Source organism: Sagittula sp. SSi028 (genome assembly GCF_048553715.1).
Lineage (GTDB): Bacteria > Pseudomonadota > Alphaproteobacteria > Rhodobacterales > Rhodobacteraceae > Sagittula.
Genome location: NZ_JBLZNC010000001.1, coordinates 39633 through 61605, shown reverse-complemented (window position 1 = coordinate 61605; position 21973 = coordinate 39633). Strand labels below are relative to the sequence as shown.

Sequence of the window (21973 nt, the reverse complement as noted above, 5' to 3'; positions counted from 1 at the left end):
ATCAAAGCTGCGGGCGTTTTGCGTTTCTCGGATAAAGGTGAAAATCAGGAAATAATAACCACCATTAGTTGTGCAATTTGGTGGACGAATCTCCCTGTCATTGCTACCACTTATTCAACCCTAACCTGTACTGTCCCGGATAGGGCCCTCACTCACGGCAGCACGTCGGCATCGGGTTCCCCCATTGGGGCCCGATGCTTATGCCGGTTGAAAGCTCAGCGAGACCCCGTTGATGCAATGGCGCTTTCCGGTGGGTTGCGGGCCGTCATCAAACACATGCCCCAGATGCGATCCGCAGCGGCGGCAATGCACCTCCGTCCGTGTCATGAACAGGCTGCGGTCCGGTTTCGTCTCAACCGCGTTGTCGAGCGGCTTCCAGAACGATGGCCAGCCCGTACCGCTGTCGTATTTCGTCTCGGACGGATAAAGCGGCAGATCACAGCCTTTGCACAGGAAGGTGCCCGTGCGTTTTTCGTCATTCAAGGGCGAGGTGAAGGCCCGTTCGGTCCCCTCTTCGCGCATCACACGATATTCCAGATCGCTCAGCATGGCGCGCCACTCCGCGTCGCTGCGCGTGATCTCAAAGGGTGCAGCCATCGCCGCTGTACGGCCAAACAGCCCGGCCATCAGCGATCCGGCACCAAGGGTCAAAAGATTGCGTCGGTTCATGGGTGACCTCCTTTTGAGATAATTTGTGCGTCGCCCCGCCCGAGGACAAGAGCGTCACACCAGCCTGTGAAAGACTGAAACACACACACCCGCCGCAGGGACACGGCGGGTGTGGCAGGGCCGATCAGACGCGGAAATGATAACAGATCGGCCAATCGGGGCGCGCTGGCGCGCGAATTACTGCTTGGGCAGCAGAACGCGGTCGATCACGTGGATCACACCGTTGGACTGCTTCACGTCCGCCACGGTCACGGTGGCGTCACGGCCGTTCTCGTCGGTCAGGATGATCTCGTCACCGGACATTTTCGCCTGCAGAGTGCAGCCGCCGACGGTCGGCACCGGATGCACGCCACCATCATCGGCAATCATGCCGGCAATCGCATCGGACATGGCGTTCGCCGCAACCACGTGGCAGGTCAGGATCTGCTGCAGCTGCGCCTTGTTTTCATCCATCATCAGCGCGCTCAGGCTGTCTTCGGACACCATGCCAAAGGCCTCGTCCGTGGGGGCGAACACGGTGAACGGGCCTTCACCATTCAGCGTATCAACCAGCTCTGCCTGCTGTACTGCGGCGACCAGCGTCGTGTGGATTGGCGAGTTCACGGCATTCTCGACGATGGTTTTGTCGGCGAACATGGCCGCGCCACCCACCATGGGGTTGCCGGTTTCAGCGTGGCTTTCCGCGAAAGCGGCTGTGGCGGACACGGTGGCAGCGGCGATGGTCAGTGCAAGGGTTTTCATAGAAACCTCCCAGTTGTTTGCGTCTCCGCAGCCCCGTTTGGGCGGCGGTTGCAAATATCCACGGAGGTTGCGAGACATAAGTTTCAAACACGGGAAATTTTTTCTACACGCCACGGCGAGCCGCTGTTTCATCACGCCAAAGCCGCTTTTGGCATCGCACGCGCCGTATTTTCCCTGCGCCCCCATCGAAGCCTCGTGCATGCTGGCCAAAAGCGCGCATCACGCGGCAAATCAGGAAAGGACATGCCATGTTCCTATCGGTCTTTGACATGTTCAAGGTGGGCGTTGGCCCGTCCTCGTCGCACACCATGGGGCCGATGGTGGCCAGCGCCCGTTTCCTTGATCTGCTCAGGCAAGCGCCGTTTGTGGCGCAGGGCGTGCGCGCCACGCTCTATGGCTCGCTGGCCTTTACCGGCGTGGGCCATGCCACAGACCGCGCTACGGTTCTGGGGCTCGCCGGTTTCACGCCCGAGGATTACGACGCAGACAAGGCTGAACAGACCCTCGACCGGCTCCGCGACACCAAGACGCTGACGCCCGAGGGGCTTGGTCCGTTGCGCTTTGACCCGCAAAACGACCTCCGCTTTGATTTCGAGGCGCCGCTGCCCGGACATGCCAATGGCATGATCCTTGAGGCGCTGGACGGCCAGGGCGACGTGATCGCGCAGGAGACCTATTATTCCGTGGGCGGCGGTTTTGTCCTGACGGCCAAGGAACTGGCGCAAGGTAAGGACACCGACACAGGACCGGCGGTGCCCTTCCCGTTCAAATCCGCCGCCGAGATGCTGGAGATGGCGCAAGCCTCTGGCAAAAGCATCGCCCAGATGAAGCGCGCCAACGAGATCGCCCGCGGCGGGGCCACACAGCTCGAGGAGGGCATCACTCGACTGTGGCAGGTGATGAACGACTGCATCGACCGGGGGCTGGCGCAGGACGGGATCCTGCCCGGCGGGCTGTCAGTCCGCCGCCGCGCCCGAAACATCCACCAGCAACTTCTGGCAGAGCGCGGCACCAATCTGGCGGCGCCCCATGTCTGCAACGACTGGATGAGCGTTTACGCCATGGCCGTGAACGAGGAAAACGCCGCCGGAGGTCAGGTCGTCACCGCGCCCACCAACGGGGCCGCCGGTGTGGTGCCTGCGGTGATCCGCTACTGGCTGGACCACATGCCCGGCGCGACCCGGTCGCAAATTCCCGAATTTCTGCTGACCGCCGCCGCGATCGGCGGGCTGGTGAAATACAACGCCTCGATTTCGGGCGCTGAAGCGGGCTGTCAGGCCGAGGTCGGCAGCGCATCGGCGATGGCCGCCGCCGGGCTAGCCGCCGTGATGGGGGGCAGCCCGGAACAGGTGGAAAACGCCGCCGAAATCGCGCTGGAACATCACCTCGGCATGACTTGCGATCCGGTCAAAGGGCTGGTGCAGGTGCCTTGCATCGAACGCAACGGGCTGGGCGCCATCAAGGCGGTCTCTGCCGCCTCGCTGGCCATTCGTGGGGACGGGTCACATTTTGTACCGCTGGATTCGGTGATCGAAACCATGCGTCAGACCGGCGCGGACATGCACGAGAAGTACAAGGAAACCTCGCTTGGCGGTTTGGCGGTGAATGTGCCGAACTGCTAGCCGCTGATCCGGCAAAGCATGAACTTCGCTCCCTGCCCTTTGGCGGTGACAAATCGGGTTTCGCCATGTTCGCGAAACCGCAGCGCGTCGCCCGGTGCGAGGTAATGCGCCTCGTCGTCGATCACCGCGTGCATGTAGCCAGTCAGCATGATCAGGTGGTGTTCTTGGCCGGGCACATCGGGCTTTTCCTGAACCCAATGGGTGCCGGGCGTGATCTTGCATTCCACGACCTCACCGGCCAGCGCGGCCGCCCCCGGGGACACCACACGGCGGGACAGCCCTGCCTCGCCATCGCGCCAATGCGGCTGCTCGTCCCGTGGGACGAGGGCCGCAAACCCGTCTTCGACCAAAGACATCAGCCGCGACAGGGTCATCTCATGCGCACGGGCAAGGCGGTGCAGCACATCCGCTGATGGGCTGACTTCGGCGTTTTCCAGCCGCGACAGTGCCGCACGGGATACGCCACTGGCCCCGGCCAGCTGGTCCAGCGTCCACCCACGGGCCGCGCGCAGGGCAGACAAACGCGCAGCGAGGCGAACCGTCAGGTCGCTTTTCATGTTACTTCCCCCCGGGAATCTATCCCGCGACTGGGATTAATCCCGATTCGTCCACAGAAAGCAACGCTGTGGGTGTTAACCATTTGTTAACACTCGCAGGTCCGGGAAGGTGCCGCTTAGTCTGGCAGCGCCAACTCGGCCCAAAGCCCGAAATGATCGGAGGCAAAGCGCGGCATCTGCTGCAGCCGCCCCTCACCTTTTGTCACCAGAACATGATCAATGCCCAGATGCATCGGCACCGGCATCTCGCCAAAGCTGTGCAGATGCCCCCCCACACGGCGCACCCCGGCCGCATCTGCCATGCGGCGCAAAGTATAAGACCATGCTACCGCATTGAAATCCCCTGCCATAATGACCGGCCCCTCGAGTTCGGCCAGCTGTGGCAAAAGCTGCGTCACCTGTTCCGCCTGATTGCGCGGCCATGGCCAGTGCAGATGCACCGACACGATCCAGACCGGCCCTTTGGGTGTCACAACCTGCATTGCGGCAAAGCCATCGGGCGCGCTGCACCGGTCGCTGCCGGGGACTTTGGGAAAGCGCGAGATGATGGCCTCGCCAATCCATGTCACGGGGCAGAACAGAGCGGATTCGTAGTCCTCTGCCAATGCGCTGAACAACGGGCGGTGCTGGTGCGAAACCTCTTGCAGGGTGATGATGTCAGGGTTCATCGCCTGCAGATGATCGTAGACATCCGAAAAGCCTTGCGCGAAACGCCACAGATTCTGCTGGTACAGCGTGACATCCCCGCCCCCGGGCAATGGCTCGCGAAAATCGCTCCGCTGCACCAGATGCCAGACGATCAAGCCACAGCAGATCGCCGCGATGGGCCAGCGCAACCACGCGCCCCAACCGGTCCAGATCACCGCCAGTGCGCCCCCCGCCAACAGCGCCACACGGAACACCGCAAGACTGTCACCAACCGGATGCAACGCGCCCAGATACGACAGGGCCAAACCCGCCAGCGCGCCTGTTGCAATGAAGCTCACCAATCGTATCATCTCGCTCACCTTGCTGTGACGCTGTGTTGCGGTTGCTTGAACTACGCCCGCAGGACGCTCATTCTTTTCGCCTTACCAGCCGCCGAGGACACCATGCCCACGCAACGCATTACATTTACCGGCCATGCCGGCGACCCTTTGGCGGCCCGGCTGGATCTTCCCTCCGGCCCGCATCTGGCCACCGCCCTCTTTGCCCATTGTTTCACCTGCGGCAAGGACATCCATGCCGCACGCCGCATTGCCGAGCGTCTTTGCGCCATGGGCATTGCGGTCTTGCGGTTCGATTTCACAGGCCTTGGCCATTCGGGGGGCGAGTTTGCCAACACGACCTTTCAAACGAATGTCGAGGATCTGGTGCTGGCGGCGCAATATCTGGGCGCGCGGGACATGGCCCCCGATCTGCTGATTGGTCATTCGTTGGGCGGCGCGGCAGTCATCCGTGCGGCGGAACATATCCCGCAGGCCCGCGCCGTGGTGACCATCGGCGCGCCCTTTGATCCCTCGCATGTCAAGGCGACCTTTGCCGGTGCCCTGCGCAAGATCAGCGCCGACGGACAGGCCGAGGTCGATCTGGGCGGACGTCCCTTTACCATCGGCAAGGCGCTGGTCGACGATCTCGCCCAGCATGATCTGGGGCCGGTGCTGCGCAAGATGCAGCCCGCGCTGTTGGTGATGCACGCGCCGATGGATGCGGTGGTGGACATCGACAACGCGACGCGGATCTTTACCGCCGCGCGCCATCCCAAAAGCTTTGTCACGCTGGATGATGCCGATCATCTGGTGTCGCGCAAAACCGATGCGGAATATGCGGCAAATGTCATTGCCGCATGGGCGCAACGCTACATCAAGCTCACGCCGCCTGCCCCGCCGCCCGGCGCGCCCGAGGGCGTGACCCGCGTGACAGAGGCCGACCCGGACGGCTTTTTGCAGGATGTGTCCAACGGCCCGTTCCATCACGCTTTGGCGGATGAGCCTGCCGCTTACGGCGGGACCAATCGGGGCATGTCGCCCTACAACTTTGTCTCTGCCGGTCTGGGGGCCTGCACGTCGATGACCCTGCGGATGTATGCACGGCGCAAGGGCTGGCCCCTGACGGGGGTCTCAGTCGATGTCACCCATGACAAGGTGCACGCCCAAGATGCTGGCAGTGTGACCAGCAGCGGGGTTGATCGCTTTCATCGGGTGATCCGGCTCGAAGGGCCTCTGTCGCCCGAACAGCGCAGCCGCCTGCTGGAGATCGCGGACCGTTGCCCCGTGCATCGGTCGTTGGAGACAGGTGCCGAAATCGCCACGGAACTGGCATAGACCGCAGACACGAAAAAGCCGGACCCAAGGGCCCGGCTTTTGTCATTGAGCTATGGATGGCGATCAGCCGCGTGCGCGACCAACCAGCTTCCATGCGGCGGGCAGGATCAGCGCGGCCAATGCCAGCTTGACCACATCACCCACGAGGAACGGCGTCAGGCCCCACTCGAGGATCGGCTTGTCCCAGCCGTACAGCATGCCCAGCCAGATCAGGCCGGGGACGTAGATCAGCACGTTGCCCAGCAGCATCGCACCGGCCATTTTCACAGGCGAACGGTCCCAGCCGGCGCGCGCCAGCATGCCCAGCAGAACAACCGCGGCGACGTAGCCCACGAGGTAGCCGCCAGTGCCGCCCATCATGTATTCCAGACCGAATTTCTCGGCGGAGGAGCCGGCAAAGACGTCAAAGCCCAGCGCGCCCACCAGCATATAGCCGAGGATGGTCACCAGACCCAGACGCGCGCCATAGGCGGCGCCCATGCTCAGCACGGCGAATGTGCCCATGGTGATCGGCACCGGCCACATCGGCACTTTGATTTTTGCGGCAACAGCCAGCAATGCGATGCCGAAAACGACCAAAGCGGCCTGTTTCACGCGCAGCGCGGTGCCTTCGGTTGCGCCGAATGCATCGACCAGCACATCACGGTCAAACGTAAGGTTCATGTGATCCCCCTGACTTGGAAAGGTTTACATGCTTTTGCCGTTCATCGCGGCGCAGCGCAACTAAATTACGAAAACATACGCCGGAAAATATGCAAATCAGGAATTAGCACCTGCTAACCCTACAGGCGGGCTTCGAGCCAGACCTGCGCTTGCGTCAGGGCGAAATGCACCTGCGCCGCGTCCTGCGCCTGCATCCGCGAACGCAACAGAAACTGGTAGCCGGACAGATCGGCCTTGCTGGCCGCATCGAACAGCGCCAGAAGCCACCGTTCGTCAAAACTGCGTTCGGGTTCGGCGGGCAGTCGGATCTCGACCGCCTTGCCCAGCGCCGCACCCAGCGTTTCGCGCAAGCCCTGCAACGGGTGCTCTGCCTCGGCGTACATCAGCTCGTAGCGCAGAATGTCGAGCCGTGGATCGGTCTCGCAAAGCTGCGGAAAGGCGGTGCTCCAATGCGGGGCAAGATCGGGCATGGCAGGGCTCCTATTTCCTGAGTTAAAAAATCAGATATAGGCGTACAGATCAAGAACCGATGTCCCCGCCAACAAAAAAGGCCCCGCAACACGCGGGGCCTTTGATGGATTCTTTATCAGAGCTTAGCTGATCTTGTTCAGCAGCTCGCCCACGGTGTCCTTGGCATCGCCATAGTACATACGGGTGTTTTCCTTGAAGAACAGCGGGTTTTCGATGCCCGAATAGCCGGTGCCCTGCCCGCGCTTGGACACGAACACCTGCTTGGCTTTCCAGACTTCCAGAACCGGCATCCCTGCGATGGGCGAGTTCGGATCGTCCTGCGCCGCCGGGTTCACGATGTCGTTGGAGCCGATCACGATGACCACATCCGTTTCGGGGAAGTCTTCGTTGATCTCGTCCATCTCCAGCACGATGTCATAAGGCACCTTGGCCTCGGCCAGCAGCACGTTCATGTGGCCGGGCAGACGGCCCGCGACCGGGTGGATCGCGAAACGGACGTTCTTGCCCTTGGCGCGCAGCTTGCGCGTCAGTTCGGCCACGTTCTGCTGTGCCTGCGCCACGGCCATGCCGTAGCCCGGCACGATCACGATGCTGTCGGCCTCTTCCAGCGCGGTGGCCACGCCATCGGCGTCGATCGCGATCTGCTCGCCCTCGACTTCCATCTGCGGGCCAGCTGCGCCGCCAAAGCCGCCGAGGATCACCGACACGAAGGAGCGGTTCATCGCCTTACACATGATGTAGGACAGGATCGCACCCGACGAGCCCACCAGCGCACCGACCACGATCAGCAGGTCGTTGCCCAAGGAGAAACCGATGGCCGCCGCCGCCCAGCCGGAGTAGCTGTTCAGCATCGACACCACGACCGGCATATCGGCGCCGCCGATGCCCATGATCAGGTGATAGCCGATGAAGAACGCCAGCAGCGACATCACCAGAAGCGTCCAGCCACCGCCGGTGTTCATGTAGATGATCAGCAAGATCAGCGAGAGGATCGCCGCGCCCGCGTTCAGCATGTGACCGCCCGGCAGCTTGGTCGCCTTGGACGTCAGCTTGCCCGCCAGTTTGCCGTAGGCCACGACAGATCCGGTGAAGGTGATCGCACCGATGAAGACGCCAAGGAAGACCTCGACCTTCAGGATGCCGATCTCGACCGGGGTCTTCTGCGCCACTTTCAGGGCAAAGCCTTTGAGCTCTGCCACGCCAGCGGCATCAAGCCCCTGCACCGCGTTCATCACCAGTTCGGCGTTGTAGCCCACAAAGACAGCCGCAAGGCCCACCAATGCGTGCATGCCCGCCACCAGTTCCGGCATCTGGGTCATCTCGACCTTGGACGCCAGCATGTAGCCGATGACACCGCCGCCCGCGATCAGGATGATCGACAGGATCCACAGGCCAGAGCCCGGACCGATCAGCGTTGCAAAGACCGCCAGCGCCATGCCGACGATGCCATACCAAACGGCGCGTTTCGCGCTCTCCTGTCCCGACAGACCGCCGAGAGAGAGGATGAACAGCACGGCCGCGACCACATAGGCCGCCGTGGTAAATCCGTATTCCATTATTTATGTCCCCCCTCTTACGATTTCTGGAACATGGCGAGCATGCGCCGTGTCACCATGAAACCGCCGAAGATGTTGATACCGGCGAAAAAGACCGAGATGCCCGCCAGCAGGACCACAAGGAACCCGCCAGAGCCGATCTGCATCAGCGCGCCAAGAATGATGATCGACGAGATCGCGTTGGTCACGGCCATCAGCGGCGTGTGCAGCGAATGCGACACATTCCAGATCACCTGGAAGCCGATGAACACGGACAGCACGAAGACGATGAAATGCTGCATGAAGGACGCAGGCGCAATCAGGCCAACGCCAAGGATCAGCGCAGCGCCCACCGCCAGCAGAGTCACCTGCTGTTTGGTCTGTGCCTTGAAGGCGGCGACTTCATTCGCGCGCTTCTCTTCGGGCGTCAGTTCCTTGGGCTTTTCTTTCTTCTGCGCAGCGATCGCGGCCACTTTGGGCGGCGGCGGCGGGAAGGTGATTTCGCCCTGATGCGTCACGGTGGCGCCACGGATGACGTCGTCTTCCATGTTGTGCACGATCTGACCGTCCTTTTCGGGGGTCAGGTCGGCCATCATGTGACGGATGTTCGTCGCATAAAGCGTCGAGGCCTGCGTCGCCATGCGCGAGGGGAAGTCGGTGTAGCCGATGATGGTCACGCCATTGTCGGTGACGACCTTCTCGTCCTTGACGGTGCCTTCGGCGTTGCCGCCCTTTTCCGCCGCAAGGTCAACAATGACCGAGCCCGGCTTCATCGAGGCGATCATATCCGCCAGCCACAGCTTGGGCGCTTCGCGGTTGGGGATCAGCGCGGTGGTGATGACCATGTCGATCTCGGGCGCGAGCTCGCGGAATTTCTTGAGCTGTGCTTCGCGGAACTCCGGGCTGGACACAGAGGCATAGCCACCGGTGGCCGCGCCGTCCTGCTGTTCCTCTTCGAAATCGAGGTAGACGAACTCCGCCCCCATGGATTCGACCTGCTCTGCCACTTCGGGGCGCACGTCAAAGGCATAGGTAATCGCACCGAGGCTGGTGGAGGTGCCGATGGCAGCCAGACCGGCCACGCCTGCACCGATGACCAGAACCTTGGCCGGAGGCACTTTGCCCGCAGCGGTGATCTGACCGGTGAAGAAACGGCCAAAGTTGTTCGACGCCTCGATCACACCACGGTAGCCCGCGATGTTGGCCATCGACGACAGCGCGTCCATCTTTTGCGCGCGGCTGATGCGCGGCACCATTTCCATCGCGATGACGTTGGCGCCCTTGGCCTTGGCCTTTTCCAGACCTTCCTCGTTGCCACCGGGATTGAAGAACGTGATTAGCGTCTTGTCCGCGGTCAGGTGGTCCAGTTCGCCCATCGTGGGGATGCGCACCTTGGCGATGATGTCGGACTGTGCCCACAGCTCATCGGCGGTTGCGACAACTGTGACGCCTGCGGCCTCAAAAGCTGCGTCCGAAAACTCGGCCTTTGCCCCTGCCCCGCTTTGAATGAGGCACTCATATCCCAGCTTCTGTAGCTGGCGCGCCGAGTCCGGTGTCATCGCTACGCGATTCTCCCCGGCCTCGACCTCCATTGGTGTCCCGATTTTCACGTTTTTCTTCTCCCTTACGTTCAGGAATTCCCTCAACAGATGACGGTCTTTCCAACTCGGCGTTATAAAGGTTCAATTAAAGGTCTAAAGCCCTGACCCATACCTTCGTGCAGGTTTTCGACCTCTTCTGGCGATTTCTCACAGCCGAATTGACTGGAGGCAAAGTTATCTTGCGTCTTTATGGCGCCTCTCGGCAATAAAGTTACCAATTGGTTAACGAATGTCCAGCGCCGCAGTGCGGCATGGCGCTGTGACGCTTCGGCACGTTTTGGCGGGTGGATCAGACCCAGCGGCCCGTCTGCGCGCAGTAGCGGGCAAAGGCTGCACCGAACTTGCGGCGCAGGCGCTGTTCTTCGGTCACGATGAACCGCCGTTCGATCACCCAGACAAACACAGGGATCAGCGGCAGCGCCAGAACCGCATCCCAATACAGGATCAGCCCCGTAAGGATCATCGCATCGCCAAGGTAGATCGGATTGCGCGTGCGCTTGAAGATCCCCGAGGTGACCAGACGCTCGGCCTGCCGATGGGGAATGACCGTTGTCCGGTGGCGGCGCATCTCCGTAACGGCCAGCGCCATCAGGCACAGCCCCCCGCCCACAAGCAAGCCACCCAGCAGATCGGCCCAGACCGGACCAAAGCCACCCACCGGGTAGTGGCGCGCTTGCCAGAACGCCAACAGCAGACATCCCAACAGCCAGACCGGCGGTATATCGATCCATTTCCTCATGACGCTCCCCCCCGTTCGCCAGCACAGCGCAACTGTGTCACATGACCAAAGGGAAATGCCAAGCCGCCAAGCCTTGCCACCCGACATTTCAACGATACTCTACCGCGTATCAGGGAGGGAATTTCATGCTGAACGGGAAACACGCCATCGTCACGGGCGGCGGCAGCGGCATCGGTCTGGCCATTGCCCGCGCTTTGGCCGCGCAAGGCGCACAGGTCACCGTCACCGGACGGCGGCGCGATACGCTAGAGGCGGCAGCGACAGACCAGATCCACGCCTTGCAAATGGATGTGAAGGACGAGGCCGCCGTAATCGATGGCATCGCCCGCGCGGTGGAGGCGCGCGGCCCGATCCAGATCTGCGTGCCCAATGCCGGCATCGCCGAGGGGCGCAGCCTGCTGAAAACCGATATGGATTTCTGGCGCAACATGATGGCCACCAATGTGGACGGGGCCTTTGTCACCATTCGTGAAAGCATGAAGTCCATGCACACCACCGATTGGGGGCGCGTGATTGCCGTGTCTTCGATTGCGGGGCTGCGCGGGCTGAAAGGCGCGCCGACCTACAGCGCTTCCAAACATGCGCTGATCGGGCTGATCCGTGCGCTTGCAGCGGATTACGCAGGCAAACCCTATACGTTCAACGCGCTCTGCCCGGCTTATGTGGACACCGACATCGTGTCACAGAATGTCACCTCGATCATGAAGCGCACCGGCATGGACGCAGAGGCCGCGCGCAACCTGATGGTGGGGGTGAACCCGCATGGGCGGCTTGTCACCTCCGAAGAAGTGGCCGAGGCCGCGCTGTTCTTGTGCGGCGAGAATTCCGGTAGCATGAACGGTCAAGCCATTCAGATTTCCGGCGGAGAGATGTAATGCCCTATCAATGCTACCGGCCCGACCCGCCCACATCGGGTGCCGCGCCCCGTTAAGATTTCCGTCCCTGCACAGGGGCGGCCCCGCCCTTGTGCTCAGGACCACCAAATGACCGATTTCACCCAGACCCGCCAACAGTTCATCCTGCCCGAAGGGGTGTGCTATCTTGATGGCAACTCGCTCGGGCCATTGCCCAAGGCCACCTCTGCCCGCGTGGCGCAAACCGTCAGTGATGAATGGGGCGCGCATCTGATCACCGCATGGAACTCCTGCGACTGGATGGCAAAGCCGCGTGCCTTGGGCGACCGGATCGGGCGGCTGATCGGGGCGGAGCCCGGACATACGGTCATCGGCGACACGCTGTCGATCAAGGTGTTTCAGGCGCTCGCCGCCGCGCTAAAGCTCAACCCCGACCGCCGCGTGATCCTGTCGGACACCGGCAACTTCCCCTCTGACCTGTATATAGCAGAGGGGCTGCTGAAACTGCTGCCCGTGGGCTATGAGCTGCGCACCGTCGCCCCCGAGGACGTCGCCGCCCATATCACCGAAGACGTGGCCGTCACCCTGCTGACAGAGGTCGATTACCGCACAGGGCGACGTCATGACATGGCCGCGCTGACCAAGCGTGCCCATGACTGTGGCGCGCTGACGGTCTGGGATCTGGCACATTCTGCGGGGGCCTTTGCCGTCGATCTGGCGGGATGCTCTGCCGATTTCGCGGTGGGCTGCACTTATAAATACCTCAATGCCGGACCGGGGGCGCCCGCCTTTATCTACGTCTCGCCACGCCATGCAGAGCGCGCCGAACCCGCGCTTGCCGGCTGGCTGGGTCACAAGATGCCCTTCGCGTTCGATATCGATTACAAGGCCGGTGACGGCATCGACCGGATGCGTGTCGGCACGCCGCCGGTGATCCAGATGGCCGCGTTGGAGGCCGCGCTCGACATTTGGGACACCGTGGACATGCAGGCCCTGCGCACCCGTGCATTGGAACTGGGGGACCGCTTCATTGCCCGCGTCGAAGCGGCGACCGATCTGGTGCTGGTGACCCCGCGCGACCCGAGCCAACGCGGCAGTCAGGTGTCTTTTGCCCATCCCGAAGGCTACGCCATCATGCAGGCGCTGATTGCGCGCGGTGTGATCGGCGATTTCCGCGCGCCCGACATTCTGCGCTTTGGCATCACACCGCTGTATCTGGACGAGACCGACATCGACCACGCCGCCGATCAGTTGATCGACATCGTCGCCACCGATGCATGGGACCGCGAAGAGTTCAAACAGCGCAAGGCGGTAACCTGAGCCTGTGCCCCGCCGGACACAGCGTCGCGCGCGCCCGCTTCGGCTTGACCTCGTCGCGATAGATTGCATCATCCCCTGCAACGCGGCGCACCTTTGCGCGCGCCGCACCCCCACGCCAAGGGAGAGCCTGCCCAAATGGGCCGCCCCCACCAGCCAAGGAGACCCAGATGGCCTTCACCCTGACAGTCAACGGCACCCCCCACGAGGTGGATCTGCCCGAAGACGTGCCCCTTTTGTGGGTCCTGCGCGATCAGTTGAACATGACCGGCACGAAATACGGCTGCGGGGTTGCGTCCTGCGGCACCTGCACCGTTCATATCGATGGCGAGGCCGTGCGCGCCTGTCAGGTGCCGCTGGCCGATGTCTGGGGCGAGGTGACCACCATCGAAGGGCTGGGCCAGCCCGACGCCTTGCACAAACTGCAACAGGCGTGGATCGACCATCAGGTGCCGCAATGTGGCTACTGCCAGTCAGGCCAGATCATGCAGGCTGCCGCTTTGCTGTCCGAACAGCCCAACCCCAGCGATGACGACATCGACGCAGCCATGTCCGGCAACATCTGCCGCTGCGGCACATACGACCGCATCCGCGCGGCGATCAAATCCGTGGCGGAGGGCGCATAACATGGCCAGCATTGGAAAAATCGCCCGCCGTACGTTCTTGTTCGGGGCCGCCGCCATCGTGGGCGGGGCCGCGTTTGGCGCATGGTATGTGGCCAAACCCGCGCCCAACCCGCTGAAACCCGCAGACGGGGAAACCGCGCTCAATGCCTTTGTGGTGATCGACGCAGAGGGCATCACGCTGGTCAGCCCACGCGCCGAGATGGGTCAGGGCACCGAAACAACATGGGCCGCGCTGATTGCCGAGGAACTGGATGTCACCCTGGATCAGGTGCGCATCATCCACGGCCCGCCTGCCAAGGCCTATTACAACCACGCCATGATGGGCGAGGCTGTCGCGGGCTATGACGCCTCGTCCTTCCAACGCTCCATGGGCGAGCTGATGGGACATGTGGGCAAGGTCATGTCACTGCAGGTCACGGGCGGGTCGACCGCCATGAAAGACGGCTATGAGCGGATGCGCGTTGTGGGCGCTGCCACACGCGAGGTTCTCGTGGCCGCTGCCGCAGAACGTCTGGGCGTCTCGGCCAGCGAACTGGTCACCGACAAGGGCACGGTGATCGCACCGGATGGCACCACGATCCCCTACACAGAATTGGCCGAAGCCGCCGCAGAGATCGAGCCCCCGCGCATCGAACTGCGCCAGCCCGAAGAATGGAAGATCCTGCGCAGCAGCTACCCGCGCGGCGACATTCCTGCCAAGACCACAGGCACCGCTGAATTCGCCATCGACACCCGCCTGCCCGGCCAGCGCTTTGCCGCGCTGCGCCTTGCGCCGAACCGCGCGGGCGTCAAAGAGTTTGACGGGTTCGAGGTCAGCCGCATGCCCGGCGTCGAAAAGGTCGTCGATCTGGGCGATGGCATCGCTGTGATTGCCAACAACACCTGGGTCGCGCAGAACGCGGTGAACCAGATCCCCGTCACATGGCAGGACAAGGCCCCCTATCTGGCCGACGACGCCGCCATCACTCAGGCGCTGGAGGCCGGTTTCGCGCTGGAGCCGAACGTGACCGGACGTGACGACGGCGATGTGGAAAATCTGCCTTCGGATGCCACCACGATCGAGGCCGAATACCGCGTGCCCTTCCTGTCTCATGCCACGATGGAGCCGCAGTCCGCCAACGCATGGTTCGACGGCGGCAAGCTCCGCGTCTGGACCGGATCGCAAATGCCGACCTTTGCGCTGGCGGTGGCCGCAGATGAGGCCGGACTGTCCGAAGACGATGTGGAATTCAACGTCACCTATCTGGGCGGCGGTTTCGGGCGACGGGGCGAGGTGGATTTTGTCCGCTATGCCACGCGCATCGCCAAGGAGCTGCCCGGCACGCCGGTCCTGCTGACCTATTCACGCGAAGAGGACATGACACATGACTTCTACCGCCCCGCCGCCATCGCGCGGCTGTCCGGCGCGGTCAAGGATGGCGCGGCGGTGATGCTGGACGGGCGCGTGTCTTCGGCACCGGTGATCGAACCGGCGCTGACCCGTGCGGCGGGCTTTGCCCCCGGCGGCCCCGACATGACCCTGACCGAAGGTCTCGGCAACCAGCCCTATGCCATCCCCAACTATCGCGCGCGCGGCTATGCCGTGCCCGACATGCCGCCGGTGGGCTTCTGGCGGTCGGTGGGCAATTCGCTCAACGGGTTTTTCATGGAAAGCTTCGTGGACGAGCTGGCCCATGCCGCCGGTGCCGACCCCTTGCAGTTCCGCATGGACATGACGCGGGACGAATTCCTGCCTGCGTGGGAATGCCTGAACGCGGTCAAGGAGATGTCCGGCTGGACTGGCACCACCCCGGACGGCGTCGGGCGCGGTGTGGCCATGTGCTACAGCTTCGGCTCGCCCGTGGCGATGGTGATAGAGGTCCGCGACGAGGACGGGCTGGTGCGTCTGAGCAATGCCTGGATTGCCGCTGACCCCGGTGTGGCGCTCAACCCTGATAACATCCGCGCCCAGCTGACGGGGGCGATGGTCTACGGGCTGTCGGCGGCCATGGGCGAAGAGATCACCTTTGACGGTGGGGCGGTGCAGCAGGTGAACTTCCCCGATTACGAGCCGCTGCGCATGAACCAGATGCCACAGGTCGAGGTACGTGTCTTGGAGGTGCAGGAACACCTTGGCGGTGTGGGAGAGATCGGCACACCACCCGCAGCCCCTGCGCTCGCCAATGCCCTGTTCGACCTGCGCGGCGAACGCTACCGCAGCCTGCCTCTGAACAAGGCGGTCGACTTCGTCATCTAAACCACAAGCGGTCTATCTAAATTGGGCACCCGCCATGATTGATTTCATGGCGGGTGCTTTGTATTTTGGGCGGAAACATGGCAGCACAGTGCCGCATGCCCATAAGGCCCAAAGGCGAAAATCGGCCCGCAGCCCCTATTTGCAAGGCTATCGGCATCTGGCAGGCGCCGCCATAATTGCGCGGTCAAGCATCCCTTTAAGCTTAACACTTCGCTAAAGCGCCCAATTCCCACCAAACCAAAGCCCCCGATGCCCCCTAGCTTTGACCGATACGGCCAGAACGGCCGGTCATGGACACTTGTCAGGGCGGCTCAGTATGGCCACGTATCTTGTAGATTTTTACAACACCAACCCAAGCGGGTTGATCCCCACCGGCACAGGCACCACCTTTGTCTGGACAGGACCGTCGGACTACGATTCTACCGGCACGATTGTCGATAACGAGACCGGCATTCAGGGCTACACGCTGGATGACGATAGCGCCGGTGGTGAAACCGCGACGGGGACGTTCACCACACCGTCGGGCACCTCGACAAACGTCAACACCGACGCCGAAGCGGTCTGGACGGTCACCGACAGCGTCACAGGACAAAGCTTCCAAGTCGCTCAGCTTCAGATCGAGGGCGGTGGGGCCAGCGGGCTCTACACCCTGTCGGAACAGCCGCTGGTGGCAGGCCGGACCTATACCGTCCAACAATATGACAGCAATCCCGACGCCGCCGCCGGGGATATTGCCTTTTCGTTTCGGGATTATTCCAACGGCGTGATCGAAGGCACAAGTGGCGACGACTTGATCGACGCCTCGTTCACCGACATCCACGGCGAAAGCGTCGATGACACCATCGGCACGGTTGATGACGTGATCGAGGCTGGTGATGGCAATGACACGGTCGCCGCCGGCAATGGCGATGACACCGTCGACGGCGGGAATGGCAATGATCTGATCTATGGGGATTACGGCCCCTATGAGCCTGCGGGCACCTCTGCCGATCTGAACTGGACGGGGTTTGGCCCGACCGGCACCGCCATTGCCGACGGGGCCGTTCAGGACACCGGCGACATCGATGTCACGCTCGGTTTCGAGAGTCTGGGCAACAACACCCCGACCTTCGAGGTCGACGATTCCCTGCAGCAGTACAGCGCCCCCGGCGAGACCTTTGACAACACATCGTCACTGTTCCTGTTTGGCCAAGGCGACGGGCTGACATCGCGCACAACGATGGATTTCGCGGCCTCTGCCGGGTCCAGCGTCGAGGACGAGGTGCAAAACGTCACCTTCCGCATTAATGACATCGACTGGGGCGCGAACAACCACACCGACGAAGTCACGGTGAACGCCTATGATGCGGACGGCAATCCTGTTCCGGTGACCATCACGCTGGGCGGTGCGGGGGATACGGTCAACGGCAACACGGTCGTTGCCAATGAGCTGTCCGAGAGCACCAATGACGCGGGCGGGTCGGTTCTGTATGAAATCGCGGGGCCCGTCGCCTCGATCGAGATCATCTACGGCAACCTTCAGGGCAACACCCAAGGTATCTGGGTCTCGGACGTGCAGTTCGAGGCGATCCCCATCGCCACGGGCAATGACGTTCTGTCGGGTGGTGCGGGCAACGACACCCTGTTTGGCGAGGCCGGCGACGACACGCTTGACGGTGGCACCGGGGCGGACAGTCTGTCGGGCGATGCGGGCAACGATTCCCTGTTGGGTGGGGATGGCGCGGACACGCTGGACGGCGGCACCGGCAATGACACACTGTCGGGCGATGCGGGCAATGACCTGCTGACCGGCGGTGCGGGCGCGAACGAGCTGTTCGGCGGCAGCGGCAGCGATACCTTTGTCGGTGGCGAGGGCGCGGATACTTTCACCGGCGGCGAAGGGATGGACTACATCACCTACGCCGACAGCGCATCGGGTGTGACGGTCGATCTGTCGACCAACACGTTTTCTGGTGGTGACGCGGCGGGCGATAGCAGTGGCGGTGGCATTGACGGGCTGATCGGGTCGGATTTCGCCGACAACCTGACCGGCTATGACGGGATGACCACCGACGCCGAAGGTGTGAATTCCAACTATATCGACGGCGGGCTGGGCAACGACACCATCGCCGGTCTGAGCGGAGATGACACGCTGATCGGCGGGTCGGGCAACGACCAGATCGACGGCGGCGATGGCAACGACAGCCTTAATGGTGGTGCCGGTCGCGATACGCTGCTGGGCGGTGCAGGCGATGACACGATCAACGCAGGCGGCGGCTCTGACAGCATCGTAGCAGGGACCGGCAACGACAGCATCCTTGCCGGAAATGGTTGGGACCGCGTATTCGCAGGCGACGGCAACGACACCGTCATCGGTGGCAACGGCAACGATTATGTCGAAGGCGGCGCAGGCGACGACTCCCTGCGCGGTGACAGCGGCAACGACACCCTGCTGGGCGGTGACGGCGCGGATACGCTGGATGGCGGTAACGCCAATGATGAACTCTCCGGCGGGCTTGGTGCCGACAGCATCCTTGGCGGGGCGGGCAACGACCTGATCTTTGCCGCACAGGGCGACACGATCAATGCGGGCGATGGCGATGACACCATCACCCTGACCGATCTGGGCGAGGCGGGCTCTGACGGTATTTTCATCGAAGGGTCGACCACCGCGCAGACCGGCGGCGATACGCTGGATCTCAACGGGTTGGGGGATCGCACGACGCTGCGGTTCAACACGACGCCCGAGGGCGAGATGACCGGCACGATTCGCATGCTGGACGGTACGCTGGTCAGCTTTAGCAATATCGATGCGGTGATCTGTTTCACTCCCGGCACGCGCATTCTGACTCCAACGGGCTATCGCGTGATTGACGAGCTGGCCGCCGGTGATCTGGTGATGACCCGCGACAGTGGCGCGCAACCGCTGCGCTGGAAAGGTGCGAGCCGTCGGTTGGCACGGGGCAAATCCGCGCCGATCCACATTGCACCGCATACGCTGCCTACGGACCCCGATCTGGCCGATCCGCGCCCGCTTGTGGTCTCTCCCCAGCACCGTATTCTGATCGAAGGCTATGACGCCGAACTGATGTATGGCGCGCCAGAGGTCTTTGCCGCCGCCACGCATCTACAAGGCGCCGAAGGTGTGACCCAGATTGAAGGCCGCGAGGTCACCTACATCCATCTCGCCTTTGACCGCCACCATGTGATCACCGCCGAGGGCGTGGACACCGAAAGCTTCTTTGTCGGGCCGCAGGCGCTCGCCGCGCTGGACACAGTGCAACGTGCCGCCCTGTTCGAGGCGCTGCCGATGCTGCGTCTGGATCCGGCGCTGTTCGGGTCAACCGCACGCCCCTGCCTCAAACGGCACGAGGCGCAGATGCTGCTGCATCAGCGCAAACTGGCCGCCCGCAAGGCGGCCTGACCCTGCGGGCGAGGTGGCTATTCCTTGACCACCTCGTTTTTCACCTGCCCCCAGACCAGCAGCGTAAAGACGGCGGTGCCACCGGCCACATTGCCCGCAAGAACCGGCAGAAAGAACCGCATAATCGCGTCGGCAATGGTGATTTCGCCGTGCCAGACCAGCAGGCTTGCCTCGACCGAACCGGCAATCACATGGGCAAATCCCGCCGCCGCCATCAGCCAAGTCAGCGCGAGGATCACCCAGAACGCGCTGTTTTGTGCTGCGGGAATGATCCAGACAACGGACGCAATAATGATCCCTGCGGGAATGGCGCGGTAGAAGTTCACCACTGCAGAGCCTTCGGTGGCGTGACGCGCCACAGCCATCAGCGTTTCTGTCATTTCGCCGGGGATGATATGTGGCAGGTACAAAAAGCCACTTGCGATGATTGTGCCCGCCACATTGGCCAGCAGAACAATGGTCCAGAGTCGCAGCATTTTCAGAAAACACGTCAACGACTGATCCGCGACCACAGGCAGTACCGTGGTGATGGTGTTTTCGGTAAACAGCTGCATCCGGCCAAAGATCACAACCATAAAGCCCAGCGAATAGCCCAGCGCCTCGACCAGAATGGTCCATTCGGCCTCTGGCAAGTGTGCCTTCAGCACCGCTTGGGCGATGACCGACAGGCTGATCAATACGCCCGCCGCCAACCCCGACCAGATCAGCGACACATTGGGACGCGCCAGTTCCTCGCGCCCGTCGCGGCGGATGACTTCGTAGATCAGGCGCGCGGACAGGCGCGACGCCTTGGTCACAGAGGTTTCTTCCTTTGGCTCCCGGACAGCATCGCTTTCCTGAGGGTCAAAGTTGTCTTCGGGGGCCTGTCGCGGGCGCGGCTGATTTTCCATAAGGCCTGAACCAAATCAGACGGCAAATGGTTCCCTTGGGTCAGGCGCTATGGCGTATGCATTGCCGAACTGACGCGGCTCTCACGCGCTGGCGCGGAAATGCCCTGCGGTTTTGGTCTTGGACCACTCGGCCACCGCCGCGCCAAAGGCGGTGAACAGCGGGCGCGACACAGGATCGTTGGCCGCATCCCATTCCGGGTGCCATTGCACCGCCATGGTAAAGCCCGCAGCCCCCTCGACATAGATCGCCTCTGGCGTGCCATCGGGCGCGTGGCCTTCGATCACGATGCGCTGACCGGGGCGTTTCACCCCCTGCCCGTGCAAAGTGTTGGTCATCACCTCTGTCGCGCCGAACAGACGATGGAAGCGCCCACCCTCTGTCAGCGTGACCGCATGGCGCAGCGCGAATTTCTCTTCGATGGTGCCGTCAGGGGGCATGCGGTGGTTCATCCGACCGGGCAGATCGCGGATTTCAGGGTAAAGACTGCCGCCCATGGCGACATTCACCTCTTGGAAACCACGACAGATGCCCAGAAACGGCTGCCCCCGTTCGACACAGGCGCGCACCAGCGGCAGGGTAATCGCATCGCGGGCACGGTCCATATCGCCATGCGCGTCGGTGTAATCCTCGCCATATTCTTCGGGGTGGATGTTGGGGCGTCCCCCCGTCAGCAGGAAACCGTCGCAGGTCTCCAGCAGCTCCTCGACGGTGACAAGGCGCGGGTCGGCGGGGATGAGCAGCGGCAGACATTTGGACACGCTGGCAATCGCCTCCGAGTTCATGATCCCACCGGCATGGGCCGGGTATTGATCATTCAACAGATGCGTATTTCCGATGATGCCGACAATGGGCCGCGTCATGAATGCTCTCCTTGGTTGGCCCCTACATATTGCATTCGCAGCGCGAGCAAAAGATTAAGACCGCAGATCACCTCTGCACCAGCGCGCAGCCCCCTGCGCGAATACACAGAAATCTGCAGTGGCAAACACATTTGATGCATAATTCAGTGCCGGTTGACCGGTCAAACCCATTGGACGCTGTGGACCAGTCTGGAGTATCCTGACGACCACTCAGACAGGTGTAACACCGTGAACGACCCCCTTTTGCCGCCCAGCGAAACCCGCGTGGATCTTGAGACGTGGGAGCGCGCGGACACCTATCGCTGGTTTCGCCGCTACAGCCGCCCGCATTACGCCATAACCACCCGTGTCGACGTCTCGCACCTGATGCGCAGGCGCCGCGCTGATGGGGTATCCCCCTATATCGGCTGCCTTTATGCCATCGGCACCGGCATCAATGCCGTGCCCGCCATGAAGCTGCGGTTTCGCGCCAATGGCGACGTGATCCGCCACCATGCGATTGGCCTGTCCTTTACCGTACCGCGCGATACGGGTGGGTTTGCTTTCAGCTTTCAGCCGGTGGCCAAGTCGTTTGACGCCTTTCGACACGCCACCGAGGCGACTATTGCCACTGTGCGCGCAGCCACGGACATTCGCGAGCATGCGGAAACGACGGATGCGGTGGCCTATCTGTCCTGCCTGCCGTGGCTGGATTTCACCGGGCTGGATCACGCGGTGCCGCACGCTGACGAATGCATCCCCCGCATCTCCTGGGGCAAGATTGTCGAGACAGCCTACGGCCATGACATGGCGCTGAACATCCAGGTACACCACGCCCTGACCGACGGCGAGGATCTGGGCCAGCTTGTGGCCGAGATCCAAAGGACGTTGAACCGGATCTAGGGG

19 protein-coding genes are annotated in these 21973 nt (G+C 62.5%); 8 read left to right on the top strand and 11 right to left on the bottom strand.

Annotated features, from left to right (window positions below):
• Positions 1 to 198: 198 nt before the first annotated feature.
• Complete coding sequence (gene msrB / locus ACN5AZ_RS00290) at positions 199 to 669, bottom strand: peptide-methionine (R)-S-oxide reductase MsrB (RefSeq protein ID WP_419426845.1); 471 nt, start codon at positions 667 to 669, stop codon at positions 199 to 201.
• Positions 670 to 846: 177 nt separating this feature from the next.
• On the bottom strand, positions 847 to 1410 hold the full coding sequence (locus ACN5AZ_RS00285) for a fasciclin domain-containing protein (RefSeq protein ID WP_419426844.1): 564 nt from the start codon (positions 1408 to 1410) through the stop codon (positions 847 to 849).
• Between the two features lie 248 nt (positions 1411 to 1658).
• On the opposite strand from ACN5AZ_RS00285, the gene ACN5AZ_RS00280 reads away from it, so the two are divergent.
• Positions 1659 to 3032, top strand: a complete 1374-nt coding sequence (locus ACN5AZ_RS00280) for an L-serine ammonia-lyase (RefSeq protein ID WP_419426843.1) — start codon at positions 1659 to 1661, stop codon at positions 3030 to 3032.
• On the opposite strand, the gene ACN5AZ_RS00275 is transcribed toward ACN5AZ_RS00280, so the two are convergent.
• Together ACN5AZ_RS00275 and ACN5AZ_RS00270 are read right to left on the bottom strand one after the other, a co-directional pair.
• Positions 3029 to 3589: a helix-turn-helix domain-containing protein gene (locus ACN5AZ_RS00275; protein WP_419426842.1), complete on the bottom strand. Its 561-nt coding sequence runs from the start codon at positions 3587 to 3589 to the stop codon at positions 3029 to 3031. The genes ACN5AZ_RS00280 and ACN5AZ_RS00275 overlap by 4 nt on opposite strands.
• Before the next feature lie 116 nt (positions 3590 to 3705).
• On the bottom strand, positions 3706 to 4587 hold the full coding sequence (locus tag ACN5AZ_RS00270) for an endonuclease/exonuclease/phosphatase family protein (RefSeq protein WP_419426841.1): 882 nt from the start codon (positions 4585 to 4587) through the stop codon (positions 3706 to 3708).
• A gap of 93 nt (positions 4588 to 4680) precedes the next feature.
• Between ACN5AZ_RS00270 and ACN5AZ_RS00265 the strand changes: the two genes are divergently transcribed.
• Positions 4681 to 5892 carry an alpha/beta fold hydrolase gene (locus tag ACN5AZ_RS00265; RefSeq protein WP_419426840.1) on the top strand — a complete coding sequence of 404 codons (1212 nt, stop codon included), beginning with the start codon at positions 4681 to 4683 and terminating at the stop codon, positions 5890 to 5892.
• 63 nt (positions 5893 to 5955) lie between these two features.
• On the opposite strand, the gene ACN5AZ_RS00260 is transcribed toward ACN5AZ_RS00265, so the two are convergent.
• From ACN5AZ_RS00260 to ACN5AZ_RS00240, 5 genes are all read right to left on the bottom strand, one after another.
• A complete protein-coding gene (locus ACN5AZ_RS00260; protein WP_419426839.1) occupies positions 5956 to 6555 on the bottom strand; it encodes a biotin transporter BioY in 600 nt (199 codons plus the stop codon).
• Positions 6556 to 6674: 119 nt separating this feature from the next.
• Positions 6675 to 7025 carry a hypothetical protein gene (locus tag ACN5AZ_RS00255; RefSeq protein WP_419426838.1) on the bottom strand — a complete coding sequence of 117 codons (351 nt, stop codon included), beginning with the start codon at positions 7023 to 7025 and terminating at the stop codon, positions 6675 to 6677.
• Positions 7026 to 7148: 123 nt separating this feature from the next.
• Complete coding sequence (locus tag ACN5AZ_RS00250; RefSeq protein ID WP_419426837.1) at positions 7149 to 8582, bottom strand: NAD(P)(+) transhydrogenase (Re/Si-specific) subunit beta; 1434 nt, start codon at positions 8580 to 8582, stop codon at positions 7149 to 7151.
• 17 nt (positions 8583 to 8599) lie between these two features.
• Entirely contained in the window at positions 8600 to 10171 is a 1572-nt protein-coding gene (locus tag ACN5AZ_RS00245; RefSeq protein WP_419426836.1) for a Re/Si-specific NAD(P)(+) transhydrogenase subunit alpha, read from the bottom strand.
• Between the two features lie 280 nt (positions 10172 to 10451).
• Positions 10452 to 10901: a methyltransferase family protein gene (locus tag ACN5AZ_RS00240; RefSeq protein ID WP_419426835.1), complete on the bottom strand. Its 450-nt coding sequence runs from the start codon at positions 10899 to 10901 to the stop codon at positions 10452 to 10454.
• A gap of 125 nt (positions 10902 to 11026) precedes the next feature.
• Here ACN5AZ_RS00240 and ACN5AZ_RS00235 point away from each other — a divergent pair, with 125 nt between their 5' ends.
• The 5 genes from ACN5AZ_RS00235 (at position 11027) to ACN5AZ_RS00215 (ending at position 19337) form a co-directional block, all read left to right on the top strand.
• Positions 11027 to 11776 carry an SDR family NAD(P)-dependent oxidoreductase gene (locus tag ACN5AZ_RS00235; RefSeq protein ID WP_419426834.1) on the top strand — a complete coding sequence of 250 codons (750 nt, stop codon included), beginning with the start codon at positions 11027 to 11029 and terminating at the stop codon, positions 11774 to 11776.
• A 108-nt stretch (positions 11777 to 11884) separates the two neighbouring features.
• On the top strand, positions 11885 to 13075 hold the full coding sequence (kynU, locus tag ACN5AZ_RS00230; protein WP_419426833.1) for a kynureninase: 1191 nt from the start codon (positions 11885 to 11887) through the stop codon (positions 13073 to 13075).
• A gap of 167 nt (positions 13076 to 13242) precedes the next feature.
• Positions 13243 to 13698: a (2Fe-2S)-binding protein gene (locus tag ACN5AZ_RS00225; RefSeq protein ID WP_419426832.1), complete on the top strand. Its 456-nt coding sequence runs from the start codon at positions 13243 to 13245 to the stop codon at positions 13696 to 13698.
• A 1-nt stretch (position 13699) separates the two neighbouring features.
• Positions 13700 to 15934: a molybdopterin cofactor-binding domain-containing protein gene (locus ACN5AZ_RS00220; RefSeq protein WP_419426831.1), complete on the top strand. Its 2235-nt coding sequence runs from the start codon at positions 13700 to 13702 to the stop codon at positions 15932 to 15934.
• Positions 15935 to 16250: 316 nt separating this feature from the next.
• Positions 16251 to 19337 carry a Hint domain-containing protein gene (locus tag ACN5AZ_RS00215; protein WP_419426830.1) on the top strand — a complete coding sequence of 1029 codons (3087 nt, stop codon included), beginning with the start codon at positions 16251 to 16253 and terminating at the stop codon, positions 19335 to 19337.
• 17 nt (positions 19338 to 19354) lie between these two features.
• On the opposite strand, the gene ACN5AZ_RS00210 is transcribed toward ACN5AZ_RS00215, so the two are convergent.
• Together ACN5AZ_RS00210 and ACN5AZ_RS00205 are read right to left on the bottom strand one after the other, a co-directional pair.
• A complete protein-coding gene (locus ACN5AZ_RS00210; RefSeq protein ID WP_419426829.1) occupies positions 19355 to 20227 on the bottom strand; it encodes a formate/nitrite transporter family protein in 873 nt (290 codons plus the stop codon).
• Between the two features lie 81 nt (positions 20228 to 20308).
• On the bottom strand, positions 20309 to 21088 hold the full coding sequence (locus tag ACN5AZ_RS00205) for a gamma-glutamyl-gamma-aminobutyrate hydrolase family protein (RefSeq protein ID WP_419426828.1): 780 nt from the start codon (positions 21086 to 21088) through the stop codon (positions 20309 to 20311).
• 228 nt (positions 21089 to 21316) lie between these two features.
• On the opposite strand from ACN5AZ_RS00205, the gene ACN5AZ_RS00200 reads away from it, so the two are divergent.
• Positions 21317 to 21970, top strand: coding sequence for a CatA-like O-acetyltransferase (locus tag ACN5AZ_RS00200; protein ID WP_419426827.1), 654 nt, complete (start codon positions 21317 to 21319; stop codon positions 21968 to 21970).
• Positions 21971 to 21973: the final 3 nt, after the last annotated feature.